The sequence below is a fragment of the Algoriphagus sp. A40 genome, assembly GCF_002002735.1.
GTDB lineage: Bacteria > Bacteroidota > Bacteroidia > Cytophagales > Cyclobacteriaceae > Algoriphagus.
The window spans coordinates 13,971-33,907 of sequence record NZ_MUNY01000043.1; the positions used below are offsets into that span (position 1 = coordinate 13,971).

6 protein-coding genes and 1 tRNA gene are annotated in these 19,937 nt (G+C 44.7%); 3 read left to right on the forward strand and 4 right to left on the reverse strand.

Going from position 1 to position 19,937, the window contains the following annotated elements; all coding sequences use genetic code 11:
- Positions 1–508 precede the first annotated feature (508 nt).
- On the forward strand, positions 509–9,460 hold the full coding sequence (locus B0E43_RS06690; RefSeq protein ID WP_139352684.1) for a glycine-rich domain-containing protein: 8,952 nt from the start codon (positions 509–511) through the stop codon (positions 9,458–9,460).
- Positions 9,461–9,801: 341 nt separating this feature from the next.
- Complete coding sequence (locus B0E43_RS06695; RefSeq protein WP_077347949.1) at positions 9,802–11,409, forward strand: hypothetical protein; 1,608 nt, start codon at positions 9,802–9,804, stop codon at positions 11,407–11,409.
- Between the two features lie 51 nt (positions 11,410–11,460).
- On the opposite strand, the gene B0E43_RS06700 is transcribed toward B0E43_RS06695, so the two are convergent.
- The 3 genes from B0E43_RS06700 to B0E43_RS06705 all read right to left on the reverse strand — a co-directional run bounded on the left by B0E43_RS06700 (position 11,461) and on the right by B0E43_RS06705 (position 18,343).
- Entirely contained in the window at positions 11,461–15,774 is a 4,314-nt protein-coding gene (locus B0E43_RS06700; RefSeq protein ID WP_139352685.1) for a hypothetical protein, read from the reverse strand.
- Positions 15,775–15,927: 153 nt separating this feature from the next.
- Positions 15,928–16,053, reverse strand: a tRNA-Asp gene (locus B0E43_RS22920).
- Between the two features lie 1,255 nt (positions 16,054–17,308).
- Positions 17,309–18,343 (reverse strand): RluA family pseudouridine synthase, encoded by a 1,035-nt coding sequence (locus B0E43_RS06705; protein ID WP_077347952.1) that lies wholly within the window; start codon positions 18,341–18,343, stop codon positions 17,309–17,311.
- Positions 18,344–18,390: 47 nt separating this feature from the next.
- Between B0E43_RS06705 and B0E43_RS06710 the strand changes: the two genes are divergently transcribed.
- Positions 18,391–19,308, forward strand: a complete 918-nt coding sequence (locus tag B0E43_RS06710) for a 1-aminocyclopropane-1-carboxylate deaminase/D-cysteine desulfhydrase (RefSeq protein WP_077347954.1) — start codon at positions 18,391–18,393, stop codon at positions 19,306–19,308.
- On the opposite strand, the gene B0E43_RS06715 is transcribed toward B0E43_RS06710, so the two are convergent.
- Positions 19,298–19,933, reverse strand: coding sequence for a helix-turn-helix domain-containing protein (locus B0E43_RS06715; protein WP_077347956.1), 636 nt, complete (start codon positions 19,931–19,933; stop codon positions 19,298–19,300). The two genes, B0E43_RS06710 and B0E43_RS06715, sit on opposite strands and share 11 nt — an antisense overlap.
- Between the last annotated feature and the right edge of the window lie 4 nt (positions 19,934–19,937).

Here is a 19,937-nt window from a genome sequence, read left to right on the forward strand (position 1 = left end):
CCATTCCTCTAGGGATCATTCTCTCAATCAGGCTTTAGCCCAATTTTCACAAAACGCGATTAGGAATTTGCCTTTATCCGCCAGGCAATTGGCTGATTTTATAAATCCCCAAATGAAGCTGGAGGCAATTGATAAGTGAATCGAAGAAAGGTTTCCTGAATAAGACGAGTACTTTGTCAACAGTCCAGATAGAAAGGGCGGATTAAAAATCCTAGAACAAGTCCTCAGAATTGCAAATTCTGAGGAACGGGATTCCAGGCCCTAAACCAAGGAATCTAAGTATCAGGGGGATACTAAATCAGCCAATTTCCGAACAGGAATATATAATTTTCTAAGAACTGGGATTTTCGGCTATTTTTCGACTTTCAAATGCATTTTTTTGTACTTTTACGGAGCTTATCCCTTGCCCTTAAGTTCAGCAATGCTGCCAAAGATTTCCATTTTGATTTTTATAGGCTTTTTTTCTTCTTTTTTGGTCCGACTGGGGGTTGAAAAGGCGGAAAAAACTATGGCTTCGGGTGAAACTTCCGGCAGGCAAAACTCCCAAGATCTTTCCAATAATTCAGGAGGCAGTTCTTTGTTGAAAAGGGCGGTTGCCGGGTTTTTGGTCTTTGGGGTGGTATTTTTCTTAATTGGAATTACGGAGTCTTTCGGACAATCACAGATATTTAATGCCAGTGGAAACTTTCCTGTCCCTCACAAAATCACTAATGTCCAGCTCGATATCTGGGGAGCAGGTGGAGGTGGAGGTTTTATCAATAGTAGAAGACCCGCTGCAGGAGGGGGAGGAGGAGCTTTTGCTCGATACAATTCATTTGGAGTCACACCAAATGCAACAATTGCTGTAACTGTTGGAACAGGTGGCAATGGCCAAACCAGTACTTCTGCTTCAACTAACGGAGGACCATCTACCTTTGGTGGTACGATTTCGGTAAATGGGGGTATAAGAGGTAATGGCAATACACCCGGAGCTGGAGGTGTTGCCGGTACAGGCGGAAATATAAACTCTGCGGGTGGTCCCTCTGTACCTGCTTCATCCAGCAATGACCGAGGAGGTTCAGGTGGGGGAGCTGCTGGCAGTTCTACCGGTATCGGGGCATCTGGTTTGACTTCTGGAACAGGTCCAGCTGGTGGAGCAGGCGGAACTGGAGTAAATGGCGCTGGATCAGGAGGAAATGGTGGAGCAGACGATGCTGTCGGTGTCAACGGCTCACCTCCTGGTGGCGGTGGCGGTGGAGAAGGTGGACAAGGCACATCCGGTGGTGCAGGTGGAAATGGACGAGTGATTGTCACTTGGGCATGCTCGACTACATTAACCTCTGGTGCTGGAACCAATAACCCCACGGTATGTCAGGGAACTGGTATAGGTCCAATCACTTTTGTGATCGCTGGTGGTTACGGAGCTACTGTCACTGGATTACCCACAGGGGTAACTGCAAGTTATGTAGATGGCGACTTGACAATCAGCGGGAATCCAACAACTTCTGGTTCATTTACTTACACTATAACCCCAACTGGCAGTTGTACTACTACAACAGCCACGGGAACCATCACCGTCACACCCAACAACACGGCCGGCACCATCTCCTCAAATACGTTTTGTGCAAATTCTCCCCTTCCAGGCGGAGTGATTCAATCCACCACAGGAGCAACTGGAATTGATGCTGCCGGGGCGACTGACCTTCCTCCTGGTGTAACTGTGTCTTGGGCCAGTAACCAGATTACCTTTGCAGGCACTCCGAATACAGAAGGAACTTACAGTTATTCCATCCCCATGACTGGCGGCTGCGGGGTAGTGAATGCTACTGGAACCATAACAGTCACGGGTAACAACACTGCCGGAACCATCTCTTCCAATACATTTTGCATAAATTCTGCACTTCCCGCTGGAGTAACCCAATCTACTACGGTTGCTACAGGGATAAATGCTGGAGGTGCCACAGGACTTCCTCCAGGTGTAATTGTGGCTTGGGCCAGTAACCAGATTACTTTTACCGGGACTCCCACTACGGCAGGAACTTTCAACTATTCCATTCCTTTGACTGGTGGTTGCGGAGCGGTCAATGCTACCGGAACCATAACCATCACACCTAGCAATACGGCCACTCCTGATGCCGGTGCAGACAGAACTCTTTGTATTAATACCGCATTGCCAGCCGGCTTTACGTTTACCACTACTGGAGCTACCGGAATCTCAAATCCGGGTGTTTCAGGTGCAAACGGCCTACCTCTTGGAGTATCAGCTAGCTGGGCTTCAAACACTATAACCATATCCGGAACTCCGACTGCCTCCGGCACTTTCAACTATTCAATTCCTTTGACTGGTGGTTGCGGGACGGTAAATGCCACCGGAACAATCACGGTCACTGCCAATAATTCGGCCACTCCTACTGCAGGTACAGACAGAACTGTCTGCATTAATACTGCCTTGCCAGTAGGGTTTACCTTTACCACAACAGGAGCTATCGGAATCTCCAACCCGGGTGTTTCAGGAGCAAACGGACTGCCTGCCGGAGTATCTGCTAACTGGGCTTCAAACACCCTAACCATTTCCGGAACTCCTACTTCCTCAGGAACTTTCAACTATTCGATTCCTTTAATTGATGGGGGTTGCGGTCCGGCTGTAAATGCCATAGGAACTATCACAGTATCTCCAAACAACACAACTGGAACAATAACCTTCAATACATTTTGCATAAATTCTGCGCTTCCTGTTGGAGTAGCCCAATCCACTACGGGAGCAACAGGGATCAATGCTGGAGGTGCCACAGGCCTTCCTCCGGGAATAAGTGTGGCTTGGGCCAGTAACCAGATTACTTTTACGGGAATTCCCACGACATCAGGAACTTTCAATTATTCCATTCCTTTGACGGGTGGTTGCGGCCCAGGGAATGCGATCGGAACCATAACCATCACCCCTAACAATACTGTAATTCCTAATGCCGGTGCAAATCGAACACTTTGTATTAATTCCGCATTGGCAGCCGGTTTTACTTTTACTACAACAGGAGCTACAGGAATCTCCAATCCGGGTGTCTCAGGTGCAAACGGCCTGCCTGCCGGAGTATCAGCTAGCTGGACATCAAACACCATAACTATATCCGGAACTCCAACTGCCTCCGGCACCTTCAACTATTCCATTCCTTTGACTGGCGGTTGCGGGGCGATAAACGCAACCGGAACTATCACCGTAGATCCAATCCCAACTGCTGATCCAGGGCCTGCCTTATTTTCGATTTGTCAAGCTGGTACTTCGGCGGTAATGGGCGGTAGCTTTGGTGGAGGAGCCACAGGAGGAACATGGAGCGGTGGAGCTGGAACTTGGACCAATGCAAACGATCCGGCCAACGCAACCTACACTGCAAGTGCATCTGAGTCAGGAAACGTCCTGCTCACCTTGACTACAACCGGCGGTTCCTGCACGCCTATTCAAGTGACAAAATTTATTACTGTAAATGCTAACCCCATTATCAATGTGGGAGCGGCCTTACCTGCGATCTGCCAAGGTGCGACTTCTATTGCTATGGGTGGAAGTGTCAGTGGCGGGGCTACCACCGGTACTTGGAGTGGCGGAGCAGGCACCTGGACCAATGCCAACGATCCTGCTACCGCAACCTATACGGCTGGTGCATCAGAATCAGGTGCTATTACCTTATTCTTGACCGCCAGTAATGGTACCTGCGTTTCGAGTAGTACCAAGACTATTACAGTTAATCCAAATCCAGTGATTAATGTTGGGCCTGCAATAACTGCGATTTGCCAAGGTCAACAATCTGCAGCCATGGGAGGGAGCGTTACAGCAGGTGCTTCAGCCCTTTGGACGGGCGGGGCCGGAACTTGGACTAACGCGGATAACGCAACCACTGCGAGATATACTGCAGGAACATCCGAATCGGGAGTCATTACCTTAACCTTGACTTCAACACTTGGATCCTGTACAGTCTTTGCTACAAAAACCATTACCGTAAATCCAAATCCAACAGTTTCAGCAGGAACTGCATTTACCAGTCCTATCTGCCAAGGCCAGCCTTCACCGGCAATGGGAGGAAGTGTGGGCCCAGGTGGTGCCACAGGACTGTGGACAGGTGGTGCCGGTACTTGGACCAATGCAAACAACCCTGCAACAGCAACTTATACTGCAGGAACATCAGAATCAGGTACGATCACCCTCACCTTGACTGCCACATTGGGTACTTGCACGGCAGTTACAACAAAGACAATCACTGTTAATCAATTACCTTCCGTCACTGCTACTCCAGCATCCCAGTTTAGATGTGATAACATTGGTTCGGGTACTATTATTACCCTTTCAAATGCACCAATTAACCTAGCCGGAACCACCTATGAATGGACTCGAACCAACCCGGCAGGTCTAGTGGGAACTGGAGCAGGTACTGCTCTTTCAGGAACTACCTCCGGAACTACCTTAGTAGGTACATATAAAAACAACACGACTGCTAACATAACTACAACCTATACCATTACTCCGGTGGGACCGGCTCCTACTTTTTGCCGGGGTGTGCCGGTGAATGTGACCGTGACAATTTATGCCCCTCTGGTAGCGCCAGTGATCAGTGATGATCAAGGAGTTTGTGTGGGAGGTGTCCCTAATTCTCTAAATGGAACTTCCGCTACCGGTGGAAGTGGAAGTTATTCTTACCAATGGCAAAGTAGGACTTCACCTACTGGCTGGTCAGCTACTGATAACATTGCAGGTGCAACCGGGTTGACTTACCAGCCTCCTGCTGTAGGTTTGTTTGACCCTACCATTTACTACAGACTAGTAGTCACTGATAACATTTGCGGAAATGCGTTACCAAGTAATGTAATCACAGTTGAAAATATTCTTAGTTTTGGTAATCTAGCAACAACGACCCTAAGCAATACGCCGTCCACTACCCCATTTTGTCCTGGTGGTACATTTTCCTCATCAGGGTCACCAATTAGCATTTCTACAGCTAACCATGCATCCTTCCTATCCTATAGATACATTTTAAGTTATGACCCCAATTTTATAACTCCTGCGTCAACTGGGCAAATAATAGGTACTACCGTTTCTTCAGGCTTTTTAGCTACCACTACAGCTAATCTTCCGCAGTTTACAGTTACCAATACTACCAATACAACTGTAACAACAACAATTGAGGTCATTCCTATCGCTTATTTAGGTTCTACGGAACGATGTAACATAACATCAGTATCGTTTCCGGTAACGATCAGGCCAACTCCTGTCCTTACAGCGACGCCTGCCTCGCCGACCATCTGCAGCGGTAGCGGTACTGCTATTACTTTAACTAGTAACATCACCGATAATCCAACTACCTATACCTGGACAGCAAGCCAAATTAGCGGGCCAATTGGATCTATAACTTTTGGACCGGGGCCTACCTCGGGATCAGGTCCAATAAATCAAACGCTTACAAATACCGGCACTGTACCTGCTGTAGTTCGATACATCATCACACCGAGCTCCATGGGATGTACGGGAGCCTCGCGAACTGTAGACATTACAGTTACGCCAACGAATACAATTACAAGGACTTCAGCACCCGCCACAACTAACCAAACTGTATGCAGTGGTGTCGCCATCACCACTATCACCTATGCTACCACAGGGGCGACGGGAGCTACTGTCTCAGGATTACCAACTGGAGTAACCGGGGTATGGTCAGGAAATGTTGTTACTATCAGCGGAACACCAAATGTGCCTGCAGGAGGAACATTTACTTACACGGTCAATATGACGGGAGGCTGTACCTCAAGTCAATCCGCTCCGACAGGTTCCATCATAGTAAATCCAATCCATACCATCACAGCAGGAAGTGACAGAACAGTTTGTCTAAATGCTCCAATGACGGCTATCACCCTAACTTTGGGCGGTGGAGCTACAGGAGCAACGGTAACAGGCCTGCCAGCAGGTGTGATTGCTGGCGTAACAGGCACAACCCTTACGATAAGCGGAACCCCAACCGCCATAGGTCCTTTTACTTACACCGTTACTACTACCGGTAATGCTTGTGCAACAGCCAGCACAACCGGTATAATAACTGTAAACCCGATTCATACCATCACAGCAGGAAGTGACCAAACTGTTTGTCAAAATGCTTCAATGACTCCTATTACCCTTACTTTGGGCGGTGGCGCTACCGGAGCAACTGTAACAGGTCTTCCAGCGGGTGTGACATCTAGCGTATCAGGTTCCACATTAACGATAAGCGGAACACCAACCGCCACAGGTCCTTTTACTTACACGGTAACTACCACCGGCAATGGTTGTACAGTGGCTACCACTGGTGGTACACTTACTGTAACTCCTATCCATGCTATTACGGCAGGAAGTAATCGAACAGTTTGTCAAAATGCTCCGATGACAGCTATCACTATGACTCTGGCCGGTGGGGCTACCGGAGCAACCGTAACAGGCCTGCCAGCGGGTGTGACTGCAAGCGTATCAGGTACAACCCTTACTATAAGTGGTACTCCAACCGTATCGGGTCCTTTTAATTTCACGGTAACTACTACCGGTAATGCTTGTACTGCGGCTACCACAACTGGAACAATTACTGTAAATCCTATCCATACCATCACAGCAGGAAGTGACCAAACCGTTTGTCAAAATGCTGCAATGACTCCTATCACCATGACACTGGGTGGTGGAGCAACCGGAGCAACCGTATCTGGCTTGCCTGCGGGTGTTACGGCTAGTGTATCAGGTACAACCCTTACGATAAGCGGTACTCCATCCGTTTCAGGCCCTTTTACTTACACGGTAACTACCACCGGTAGTGCTTGTGCAACGGCTACTACATCAGGAACAATTACTGTAAATCCGATCCATACCATCACAGCAGCAAGCAATCAAACAGTTTGTCTAAATGCTGCCATGACGGCCATCACAATGACTTTGGGTGGTGGAGCAACTGGAGCAACGGTAACAGGCTTGCCAGCTGGAGTAACGGCTAGCGTTTCAGGTACCACCCTTACCATAAGTGGTACCCCAACAACATTAGGAAGCTTTACTTACACTGTAATCACAACCGGCAATTCTTGTGCAACGGCTACTACAGGTGGAACAATCACCGTAGATCCAAATCATACCATCACAGCTGGAAGTGACCAAACTGTTTGTCAAAATGCTGCAATATCGCCTATCACAATGACTTTGGGAGGTGGAGCTACAGGAGCAACTGTAACAGGTCTGCCAACGGGTGTGACTCATAGCGTATTAGGCACAACCCTTACCATAAGCGGTACCCCTACCGTCTCAGGAACCTTTAATTACACCGTAACCACTATCGGCAATTCTTGTATACCGGCTACCACAGGAGGTACGATAACGGTGAGTAATCCAAACTATCCTATTACTGATATTGATGTAGTAAACCCTTTGGCTGGATCCCCTCCCTACACCTCTACATTTACTGTATATAGCGGAGGATTCACAACGGGAACTTATACAGTGGTATACAACTCTTCCGGAGTTATTCAAGCTACAAATCAGACAACAACTGCCTCCGTTTCTACAAATGGGATTCTTACTTTCAATTCTCAACCTTATTCCAATGAGGGGACGAGTATTTTAACTATTGTTTCGATTCGAAACAATGCTGACAATTGTACCTACTTCCCTCCTACAAATACTTCTGTGCCATATGGCGTAAATTGTAGTACAGAATATTTGGAAGCTAATGGAGACGAGATTTTCTATGTACCTACTGGTATTACCCAAGTAACCATTCAGGCATTTGGGGATGGATCATCCTCGAGTGCTGAAACAATGACAGTAGTCCCGGGTGGTGCCATATTTGTTGTTTTTGATGGCAGTGATGTTTTTGCCACAGAAGTTCCCGCATCCGAACCTATCTCTGACAGGATTGATGGTGCCATCGTCCATGCGACAGGGCCAAATGGTAGGATTGTTTTCAGTTTTGCCTGCAATCCTTTGCCTCCTTGCTCTACTCAGCTGGATAATGGTAGTAATTATATTGATTCAGAAGGATTTACTGTTGTCAGATTTAGTTTTGAAGGACCATGTACCTGGGATGCACCAGATGGATTAGAAGAATTTGAGGTATTGGTAGTCGGCGGTGGCGGTGGCGGCGGCTTCGGAACTGCTGCCGGTGGTGGTGGTGGCGGTGCTGTTGTTTACGAACAATACACAGGAATTACCATGGGCGGAGAAACCGGCCTTCAAAATGCAACCTTTACCCTTTCAATTGGAAATCGAGGATTGGGTGCAAACTCAGGCGTAAAAGGAGGTAATGGCCTTGCTTCTACTTTTACTGGACCTCTTTTTGATTATACGGGACCAAATGTTTTTGACCCTCTAATAGCTGAAGGTGGCGGAGGTGGAGGTTCTTCAAATACCAATCTAACAATTCGTCAAGGAGAAAATGGTCTAGGTGACGCATCTGGAGGTGGTGGTGCTGCCTATCAAACTAATGCCTCTTCCGGAGGCTCCAGCTCAGGTGTTGGTAATAGTGGGGGAACCGCTTATTCTGATGCATTTGGCACTTCGGGAGCAGGAGGCGGAGGCGTAAATGGCCCTGGTGCCAATGGTTCAAGTTCTGGAGGAGGGACCCAAATGAACGGAGGAAATGGTGGAAGTGGAAGACAATTGAGTATTTCCGGCGAAGATATATTTTATGGTGCTGGAGGTGGAGGAACCTCCTCTGGAGCAATCTCTAATATTGAGGGATTAGGTGGAAGTCAATACACAGTTAACTCAATTACATATTTTGCAGGTGGAAGTGGTACTAATTCTGGCGAAGGTAAATCCGCCACCACTTTTGGATCGGGTGGAGGAGCCGGAGGAAGTCGAGGTGGTGATGGTTTCCCAGGCGTTGTCTACATCCGCTACCCCAATTACCGTATCCTTGCTGTCGAATACCTCTATTTCAATGCCAAGTACAATCCGGGCTTCCGTTCGGGTGATCTGACTTGGGCTACGGCAAAAGAATGGGAAAATGACCGATTCGAAATCGAGCGGTCTGTCAATGATGTCAAGTCATGGGAAACCATCGGGCAGGTGAATGGTGCGGGATATTCCGATGCTCCGATAGATTACTCCTATCAGGATATGAAACTGCCGCTGGCGGGTGGAAATATCTTCTATCGTCTGAAGCAAGTTGACTTTGACGGGGATTCGACCTACAGTGATACCAAGGCTATCCAAGTGGAAGCGATGCCTGGAACGACCTATTGGAGAGTCTATCCGAATCCAACTACCGGTGATCCGATAAATTTGGAAATGCTGGATACCGGAGCCTACAATGATGAGGAAATTACCGTTCGGGTAATCTCAGCAACTGGCCAGTTTGAAACCCTGCAAGGAAGCTCTGCAACGCTACTAAGCAGCCAGCTGTCTGAGATACTGAGAACCAAAGCAGCAGGAATTTATACCCTGGAGATCAGTTGGGGTAATTTCAAAGAATACCATAAGGTCATTCTGAGGAGGTAAGAAATGCTTGTCTTCTCAGAATGACTTTCCCAAAAATGGCATAAAATTGAAAACATGATTAAGCCAAGTGGATCATTTTGGATTCAAAAACGGCCAAATTTAGCCTGAATAATTATTTCACCTATTGATGTATTTTTAAAATCCTCAACACCTTATACTTTTTTTATCTACGGAATGTCCGTATCAGAGCCTTATACAATTCCTTTTTAGAGAATTGAAATACATTAAAATGACCTAAAAATTATATTTATCTATTATTTTTTAATTGGTAATATTTTCTTTTAAAATCAGCCCTCAAATCGCTGAATTCCAAGCGCTTTTTCCCCCGTATTAACTTATCAATGAAAGTAAAACTAATTTATCTTGCCTTGCTGGCTGGGATGATTTTTTCCTGCCAGGACAATCCAGATCCATTATCTGAAAACCATATCCTCATCAATACCGATTCGGAAGAATTGAGCAAACGCCTTTCACTAGACGGAAGCGGGGTAATCGGAATCTCCTCTCCCGCCAATCCATCAGGAAGAGTAATGAATGATGAGGATGCGGAAAAATTCTCACTGGTGTTGATTTCCCATGCTTCCTCACCTACCCACGAAGGAAATACGCTTCAGGCCACACATATAGATATTGAGGGTAACTATGCCTATGTGGGATACAATACTGCAGGAAGTACCTATTTGGGAGCGGTGGAAATCATCGACATTTCGGATCCTTACAAGCCAAAAATTGTCTCCCAAGCTATATTAGAAGATTCCGAAGTCAGTGCTTTGGAATACCGTGACGGTCAACTCTTTTTGGCCATGGCAATCGATGTGGATAAAATTGATGTAACAGAACCAGCCAACCTAGGCGTGGTATCAGTTTCCGAAGGCAAGTTTACTTCCGACTTCAGATTCGTGTCTGTTCCCGGTTTTGTGGCGACAGATGTCACTGCCACCAGTGATTTTATCGCTTTGGTCAGCGGCAGCAATGGGAATTTGACTGTTTTTGACAGAAATCTTAACCTACTACGTGAAGTGCCTATCGAGGATTTGCGAAGTGTTGCTACGGATGAAAACCGACTTGCTGTCCTCAGTGGAACCAAGGGTGCAAGTATCTTTAATTCAAATTCACAAACACCTGTCACCACCATTGGTTTAGAACAAGATGTGCCACAAACCAAAAGAACGATCGATATCGAAGACGGACATCTCTACATTTCAGAAGGGAAAAACGGAGCAGGTGTTTATAATCTATCAAGTGGACAGCAGGTTACGAAACTTGCCATCCCCATCAATCCTGAAAATGTGGAGCCAGGCGACATCGTAACAAATGCCGTTTCAGTGGATGGAGGATTGATGTTTATGGCCAATGGTGCCGCTGGGGTTTCCATTGCATTGGCGGATGACGTCGAGCAGCATGGAGTGTTAGACCTGGACGGTTCTTCGAATTTTGTGCGATTTGAAAACAAATTCATCTTTGTAGCCACTGGTGCAGGGGGAATTCAGATACTTAAAATGGGAAATGATACTGAGGAAACTGAGGACAAGTGTGAAGACTTGGAAGCTTATTCCGGAAGTTCAAATCTCAATGTAAACGGCAATGAATCTGCTGCTTTTAGAGGATCTGCCCAGCTCAAAAACGTAAACATCGGAGGTAATTTTCTGTTTTGCGGTTCCTTGGCAATCGAAAACAGCCTTAACGTCAACTCCAATGGGCTGATGGAAGTATATGGATCCTTTGCTTTTGGACAATACAAGAAAAATACCTCCATCAATGTAAACAGTAAATCTGTCTTGAGACTGTCCGGCTCCACTGTCATTTACGGTGACCTTAGGCTCAACAGCGGGGCCAAACTGGAATTTGTTGGGGACGACAACACGATTACTATCTACGGCGATGTGACAGTCAACAGCGGCGCCAGCATTTCCGGAAATTTTAATGACACCGAAGGAAAACTGAAATAAGACTTCAGCCGATGTCCTTCCTATCAACACAGGCCTTGGAAATCCAAGGCCTTAGTTGTTTTCGGGATTCACCGATTCCAATGCTTGAGGTTCTTCCCTTCTTTTTGGAACTTTTGCCTTACCCAATCCGACCGTGCCCCTAAGCCCACTGAAGGTTGCCTTCCACCAAGCGCTGAACACAAACTTCCGCTTGTCTCTTTCCTGGTAAATTTTGCGCTTGACAACTCTGGAAGACAAGGCACGGGGATTGGAATTTTTGGCTATGAGGTTGGCTCCAAAGGTGTAAAACTTCAATTTACCCATGCCCTGATTTAGGGTAAGAGAGTCCAAAAACTGGATTTTCAAATCGGTATAACCAAACTCCATCTCCCCAATCGCTTCATCTTCATCCAGAAGGAAATCCCATTTTCCATCGGTTACTGTTCCACCAATTGCCTTGACAAATAAGGTTTTTGACAAAAAGTCATTTGCCTCCCCAAAGGCAAAACTATCCATCCTCACCTGGACATCCATTGGATAGTTCTCTTTGAAATACATCAAAGCGTTCAGATTGACTCTGGACGTATCCATGATGTAGGCTTCCATTCCCATTCTAAGTTGGTCTAGGGGATAATCTTTGCCGGGTTTTCTCAGATAAAAAGGGGCCATGTCCAAGTTTATCCGCTTGAATGAAATCATTCCGGGAACAAGCCCTTTTGGAGCAAATTCAAAATACCTGACCTGGCCGTTTCGGATTCTAAAGGTGGTCAAATCAGCGTCAATTCCGGCATTTTCAAGTAAATACTGAGGCATAGACTTCTGAGCCGAGCTGTCAAAAGGCATTCTTTTGTCTCTGAAAAGATCCACCCTCGGACTTTCTATAATCAGTTCATCCGCCTTGATTAAGTTGGATTCAAGGTAGCTTTCCAGATCAATTTGTGTGAGGCGGACAGAATCAACACGGGCGGTGACCGCATCGGTTTGGAAGGGGAGTTTTCTCAGCAAAGCATAACTCCCACCGACAGGACGGTAATAAATCCCCTTCAAAACCAAATTTCTGTCTTTGTAGTCGACACTTCCAATGTCTACCTTATACAGGCTGTCTGGGGTGACCAAGGAGTAGTTTTTCAAGCCGAACTGAGCATTTTTTTCTGCGAAATTCCTCAGGTTTAAGGTTTGGTTACCGTCCAGCACATTTAGATTAAGGTCTTCAACTTTCAAATCGATTTCATTAAAATCCAGTCTGGGAATAGGCCCCTGCCCTTTTCTGTGCAATGTCAGCTCGCCATTTTGCACTTGCAGATCACCAAGCAAAATGGACTGGACCAATGCCGAGGAAGATTTCGCCTTGGGGGTTTTCCCGGATTTCTTCACTTTGGTGGTGTCCAGATACAGGTTTAGCTCAGGATTAACCATCCGGATTTCCTTCAAATCGAGCACACCGGTATCCTGGATTTCTGCCAAATGGTTGTTTTTCAGGATCAATTGGCCAATTTTTGCATCCAAAACCGGGTTTCCCGGTTTTCCGAATTGATCTTTGGGAGTCAGGTAAAAATCAGAAAAGATGATTTCATCCCTTTCGGTACCGATGTCAACTTTTGAAAAACCCAGGGTGTGTACACTGTCCGGCAGTGCAAATTTGAATTCTTTGAGACCCAGATTGACACTTTGATAAAGGCTTCCTATGTCCTTGGATACGGCAATGGAGGAATCCAATCGAAACTTCCGGATCATCAGTTCAAAATCCGTTTCAATGGAATTGATAGAGGATTGGGCAAGCTGATAATTGACGGACAGCCTTGAGTTTTTGGTTTGGATAGTATCGATCAAAATTTCATCCAAAGCTCTCTTTCGGCTGCTTTTATTCTGCTCTGGTTTTGATTTGGATGCAATTTTTCGGTCAATCCCAACTTCAATCTGCCCATGGTCAATTTCCAGCATATCCAATTCCAGTCTGTTATCGAAGAAAAATTGCTCGATATCGACATTTTTGAAACTTACTTTTGGAAAATTCAATCCCAGCTGGATCCTTCCCGCAAAACTTTCATTGGGAACCAATTCCAAATCACTGATTTCGATGGATTTTTTCAGTGAATTGTACTGAAGCTTATCCGTGGTCACTTCATATTTTCCACCCGCAAGACTGAAGGAGTAATTATTGAAAACGAGATCAATTTCATCCGAAAACAAGGTTTTATCATTTGGAACCAAGGCTTCCTGATCCAATGCAAAGTTTTTCATCCCCAGGGAAAAATTCTCCTCCTGAAAGTTTGAACGCTTGTTTTCAACCAGGCTCTGGTATTGAAATTTTGCCTTGTCAAGCCTGACCGAATCCACCGTAATTGCTTTAAAATACCCCAAAAGGAGATTTCTCATTTCATCACTTGACTCTGGAGATTCTTTTGACTTGGCCTTTTCACGGTAGACTGAAATGGAGAATACCGGACTTGGCAATAGGATCTGTTGGACAAAGAGTTTTTCCTCATAAAAAACAGCCTTGAGGTCTATTCCCTCTGCCCTGAATTCCGGCACGGAAAAATCAATGACCGCCGTTTTGCCGTAAGCGTCCAGTGAGGACTGAATTTGGTCTTCATTCTCAGGTTGGATCGTCAGGTTTTTGACCAACAGCAATTGACCCTTGGTATCAATGGTGAGTTGATCAGCCAGAATAACGTGAAGGTTATCCTTGAGCTTAAGCTGATACTTATCCAGACTCAAATAGATCTCCTCCAATTGCAATTGTTCCTGCAGTGATCCTGAAATTTTCGGCTGAAATAAGATTTGGTCCAGGCGGAAGCTGAATTTTTCAAATCCGATAGCATTGCTTCTCTGTCCCCTGGAATCTTTGAACTGGATGGTGCCTTCCTCTACTTCAAATGATCCGATCGCTACTTCATTTAAAAATCCGCCAATAATCTCCCCTAGGGGTACTTGGTTTGAATTCTTGGTTTGGGACTCCAGAAGCTCTGTATATTCAAGGCTGGGCCGAAGGATTTTGATTTGGTCGGCGTGCAGGATACCATGGTTATACAACTGCCTCAGATGGACATTCTCAATTGAAAACTCAGCCAAATCCAGCTCCAAAAGTTTTTCAGGATTTTGTGAGGCAAGAGATTCCTGTCTGGGCTGAATACTGAGGTTTTTTACGATAAGGTCATCTTTGAAAGAAGAAACACTCACGGCCTCACCCCTCAACAAATGGATCCCATCACCGAGATATACCCGGCTTCCTTTGATCTCCATAGAGGCATCATCCCCGTAAAAAAATTGGTTTTCTTTTCGGACCGAATCTTCTCCCAAATAAAATCCGACCATTTTGAAATTAAGCTCATCGAGTTCGATCCGGTTTTTGAGCGTGTCCACCAGTTCAGACTTTACAAATTTCCCCTGATTGATGGACAGTTCTTTGATGGTGACTGATTGAAGGTTGCCTTTGATGAAATCATTCAGATCACCGGAGGCGGCACTGTCAGATTTGACTTTGGGGTTGCTTTCTACTTTGAAGTCAGGCTTGTCGAGGATCAATTCATCTATCTCCAAAATGGAGGTCATGAAAGCTTTGTTGAGGTCAACATTTCCCACACGCAATTCTTCGAGGCCAACCTGGTAGTAAGCTTTGCTTTCCCGTGTCCGGTCTGGGGTAAGCTTGAAATATTCTATGTCGATCAGATTGTCGAGGGAGGAAATCAGCACGCGGTCTGCACTGATGAGGTGGACACCGTCAGGCAGAGGGAAGGTGACATTTTCCAATCCAAACTCAAATCCTTCTGCATTGAATGGGGATTTCCATTCCTCCTGTGTCGAAAAATCGATGTTCTTGACCAATAAGGTTGTGTTATCTGCCTTAAGTTGGGAATTGCTGAGAAAATTGAAAAAGAAAAAGTTGGCGTGGTCGATCTCCACTTCCTTTATCAGCAGTCCGGTTAAATTCATCTTTCGGACCGTTTTTTTTATTTCATCCTCAAGGGCTTTAATAGGTGAAATCTTCTCTTTTTCTGAGGAATTTCCGGATTTTGGAGGTTGATTTTTGGATGGGGAACTTGGAGGGAGATCCAGCTTGATATTGGGATTGTCAATGTAGATTTTCCCGATGGTTAATTTGTTTTCAAAAAAGTCATACCAAAGCCCTCGAAAGGCAACCTGGTCCAAAGTCATGTCAAAAAGGGCCTGATCTTGTTTTCTGTTGGCCGAATTTACCGGCTGCATCACAATTCCGTCAAGAAAAAAACCTCTTCGAATTAGTGAAAAGCTGAACCTATTAAAATCAATCAGGTAGACATTTTCAGTGGCTTCATTGATTTTCCTTTGGGCAAACTTCTTAAGGAAGATATTGGATCCGAAGTAAACAATAAATTCCAGGAAAAGCAGTGAAAGAATACTGATCATTCCCCACCGGAGAATTTTCTTTCGAAAAGGATGGGCAAAATGTTTCTCCCTTTTCCCTGATTCCATAAAAGTGATATAAGCTTAAAATCAACAAAAGATAGAACAAATAAATCCCAAAAACACAAAAAGCAATGCTTAGCATTGCTTTTTGAATGGCTGTAGGAGAAGGATTCGAACCTCCACGAGGCAGTTAGGCAATAGTCCGGTTGAATTACGCTTTGTGCTGTGCTCCCCACCCCCGAGACAGGAGGGCTTGTCTGCCAGTTTCAACATCCTACACTGTGTCTGTTTAAAAGAAGGAGAAAGGATCAAATCTGCCCTTTGGCAGATATTGTCCTAACCCCCTGATAATCAAAAAGCTCTTGCGAGCTTTTCTTAATAGTTTGAATAGGTTTGAGAACTTTAGTGCTTCAAAATTAGCAATACCCTTCGTTTATTAAAATTTTGGCAAGTTTTATTTTTATTTATTACATTATTTTCAATTAACCATTGATTTATTGAGTTTTTGAAAAATGAATCTTCCTAAAATGCTGTTTCTATTAAGAATTTGTTAACAGACCAGGAAATTCCGTTTTACCTCATATAAATTTTGCCTTTTAAGACAAGAACAAAATCATATAGGAGCGCAGACAATTTTGCCAGAAGAAATTATTTGGAGTTTCTAGAAGCCGATAATCATAAAACATTAATCCCTTCTTTGAATGTCCGCGATGACACCAATCGGCAAATTGAATTGGTAGATAGGAAGTTCAAAGTCTGGAAGTCTAAGATCCGAAGGATCAAAACAATTCATAACCCCCGGTATAGCCGGGGGTAAAGTCACCATAAGAAAAAAGGAACCCTGAAGGGGTGATAGGTTGAAGTTTCACCCTTTCAGGGCTCAAAGGAAGGAAATTCAATGGCTACCCTGCACTTCGTACAGGGTCATGAATGGTTTGGCTCCTTCGGAGCTACATAAGAAGGCGATTTGATTTTTTTTGAATGTTCGACTTTATAAATCTTATTCTAATTTCATCTTTGTGGTGGTGTCATTGCGGATATACCTGTCCCCTTTTTAAAAAATTGGGCAATAAAAAAACCATGAAATAAAATTTCATGGTTTTAGTCAATTAACAATAAACCCAAAATAACCTGCTGTAGGAGAAGGATTCGAACCTCCACGGAGTAGTTAGGCAAATTTACGAGCTCGCTAAATGCTTTATCCTATGACCTCCACCCCCGAGACAGGAGGGCTTGTCTGCCAATTTCAACATCCTACATTGTGATAGAGACCTTTTGTCTCTGTTGATGATTCAAATATAGCAGGTGTTGATCGAGTATTGCAAATTTTTCAATATTTTGATTGAATATTTACAGTATTTTTAATGAAATCGATTGAATTATGACGATTGATCAAATAGAGGTTACTATTCATACTAAATTTTAACGATTCATTAACAATAGAGTTATTTTATATGTTTTTGACATAAAAAACGTATTTTTATTGCCGTTTCTTAATCAAAATCCTTTATATGTTAACGTAATTACAATTGACTCATTCAAAATTGACATAATTTTCCCATCGGCCGAGGACAGCACTGAAATCCTCCGGAAGGATAGCCTCGAAATAAAGTTTTTCTTTGGTGATCGGATGAATAAATCCCAAACTCTTGGCATGTAGGGCTTGACGGGGCATGAGATCAAAACAATTTTGAACAAAAGCCTTGTACTTGGCAAACTGAGTGCCTTTTCGGATTTTATCCCCGCCGTACATCGCGTCATTGAAAAGTGGATGTCCGATATACTTCATGTGTGCACGAATCTGATGGGTTCGGCCTGTCTCCAGATTACATTGGATTAAAGTGACATAGCGAAGCCGCTTAATTACTTTCCAATGGGTCACGGCATGCTTGCCCTGACTTCCGTCCGGAAATACATCCATCACCTTGCGATCTTTGGCACTTCTGCCCACATTACCACGGATTGTACCTGAGTCTCCTTCAAGCTCTCCCCAAACAAGTGCTAAGTAGGTTCTGTCAATCGTATGGTGAAAAAATTGAGCTGCCAGTGGTGTCATGGCCTCCTCGGATTTGGCGATCACCAAAAGACCCGAGGTATCCTTATCGATCCGGTGAACCAAGCCAGGTCTTCCTTCATTCCCTTTCATTTCAGGCAAATGCTGAAAATGGTAAACCAGTGCATTGGCCAAGGTGCCATTCCAGTTGCCTTGGGCAGGATGGACGACCATTCCCGGAGGCTTATTCACGATCAGCAGGCTCTTATCCTCGAAAACAATATCTAAAGGAATATCCTCAGGTATTACTTCGGTATCCCTTCTCGGCTTATCCATAAAAACCTGGATATCATCGAGCGGTTTGATTTTATAATTGGACTTGACGGGTTTCCCATTCACCAACACGGTATCATTTTCAATGGCTTGCTGGACCTTGTTACGGGTGACGTGGGCGATTTTTTCAGTAAGGAATTTATCGATTCGGACCTGCGACTGTCCTTTATCTACCAAAATGCGATGGCGTTCAAACAATTCTAACTCGTCATCTTCAAACTCTTCTTCGGGCTGTTGGCTCATGGCGCAAAAATAGAAGGATGTAGCTTAACTTTGGCAAAAGTCTTCGAATGCTTGTCCAACAGCCTATTCCAATCCAAACACTTTCTCATCCCATTTTAGAGGAAAAAGCAATTCAGTTGGATGTTTTGAGACTTGACAAGGTCCATTCGGAAGTATCTGGCAACAAATTTTTCAAACTCAAATACAACCTAGAGGAGGCTGGGAAACAGGAGAAAAGACGGATTCTGACATTTGGAGGTGCTTTTTCCAACCATATTTATGCAACAGCATTTGCAGCATTTTCGGCGGGATTATCAAGTATCGGAATCATCCGGGGAGAAGATGCCGATTTGAATAATCCAACCTTGAGGCATGCGAAAAAAATGGGCATGGTCTTGCAAGTGGTAGACCGGGAGAGCTATAGAAACAAGGATTCCCCGGAGTTTTTAGAAAAATTGAAAGCCCAATTCGGTCAATTCTATTTGATCCCTGAGGGTGGCACCAATGAATTTGCTATCTATGGAACAAAAGAAATCCTCAATAATTCACACTCTGAATATTCCCATATCTGCGTTTCCATTGGTACAGGAGGGACTTTTGCAGGCTTGGCTTCGAGCTTGAAAAGTCACCAAACACTGGTCGGTTTTTCATCTTTGAAAGGAGATTTTATTAAATCAGAAATTGAAAACTTGCTTTCAAAATTCGGAATCAAGCCTGAAGGAAAATTGGAAATCCAAACGGGTTTTCATTTTGGAGGTTATGGCAAGCATAAACCGGATTTGATTGATTTTATGCTTTGGTTTTACAAAGAATTTAAAATCCCCCTTGACCCGATCTATACCGGCAAAATGGTCTTTGGGGTCTGGGATTTGATAGAGAAAGATCATTTTCCATCAGGATCAAAAATCCTTCTGATTCACACGGGAGGTCTTCAAGGGAATGCAGGTTTTGCAGAAAAAGCAGGAATAGAACTGCCTACTCTTTGATCGTGAAAAAATCCTCGGATTCTTGGGGATGGATTTTGAGCACATTTGCGGAAACCAGCCGGACTAAGGTTTTGGATGCCAGAAAACGGGGGATCTTTGCCAATCTGGAGAATTCTTTCAGTGTAATTTTTTCGTTTTCTCCGAGTGCCTTCATCAAAATCTCCTCCTTCCAACCGTAGGTAAAAATTGTGTCTTTGATAATCCGGCTCTTCTTCAAAACTTCCCATACCTCCCGGCTGGCTTGCACACTCCGATCCTGAACTCGGATGTAGGCTTGCTTTCTATCTTTTTCTTGCAAATAATGAGGACGATCGAGACTTTGTGGAATACGGAAAACAGCTACTCCTTTTTTCTCAGAAAGCTTAATCGTAAAAACTTCAAATTCAAGTTTTGGAAAAATCAGTTCTCGGATAGCTTTAACCATCACAAAAATCTCTTCTTCGATAAATCTCGTGCCACTGACCGTACCGTCATCATCTATTCCGATCAGCAAATCGCCCCCTTCTGTATTTGCCAGGGCAATTACTTCCCGGACAATTTTCTCGGGAAATGCAGCCTTCTTTTTGAATTCGATCTTCAGTCCCTCGCCTTTCGCGGCCAAGGCCTTCACTTCCTGAAGGGTCATAGCT

Bases quoted from the DNA above. Each gene is read 5' to 3' on its own strand.
- B0E43_RS06690 (WP_139352684.1), top strand. From the start codon at position 509: ATGGCTTCGGGTGAAACTTCCGGCAGGCAAAACTCCCAAGATCTTTCC.
- B0E43_RS06695 (WP_077347949.1), top strand. From the start codon at position 9,802: ATGAAAGTAAAACTAATTTATCTTGCCTTGCTGGCTGGGATGATTTTT.
- B0E43_RS06700 (WP_139352685.1), bottom strand. From the start codon at position 15,774: ATGATCAGTATTCTTTCACTGCTTTTCCTGGAATTTATTGTTTACTTC.
- B0E43_RS06705 (WP_077347952.1), bottom strand. From the start codon at position 18,343: ATGAGCCAACAGCCCGAAGAAGAGTTTGAAGATGACGAGTTAGAATTG.
- B0E43_RS06710 (WP_077347954.1), top strand. From the start codon at position 18,391: ATGCTTGTCCAACAGCCTATTCCAATCCAAACACTTTCTCATCCCATT.
- B0E43_RS06715 (WP_077347956.1), bottom strand. From the start codon at position 19,933: ATGACCCTTCAGGAAGTGAAGGCCTTGGCCGCGAAAGGCGAGGGACTG.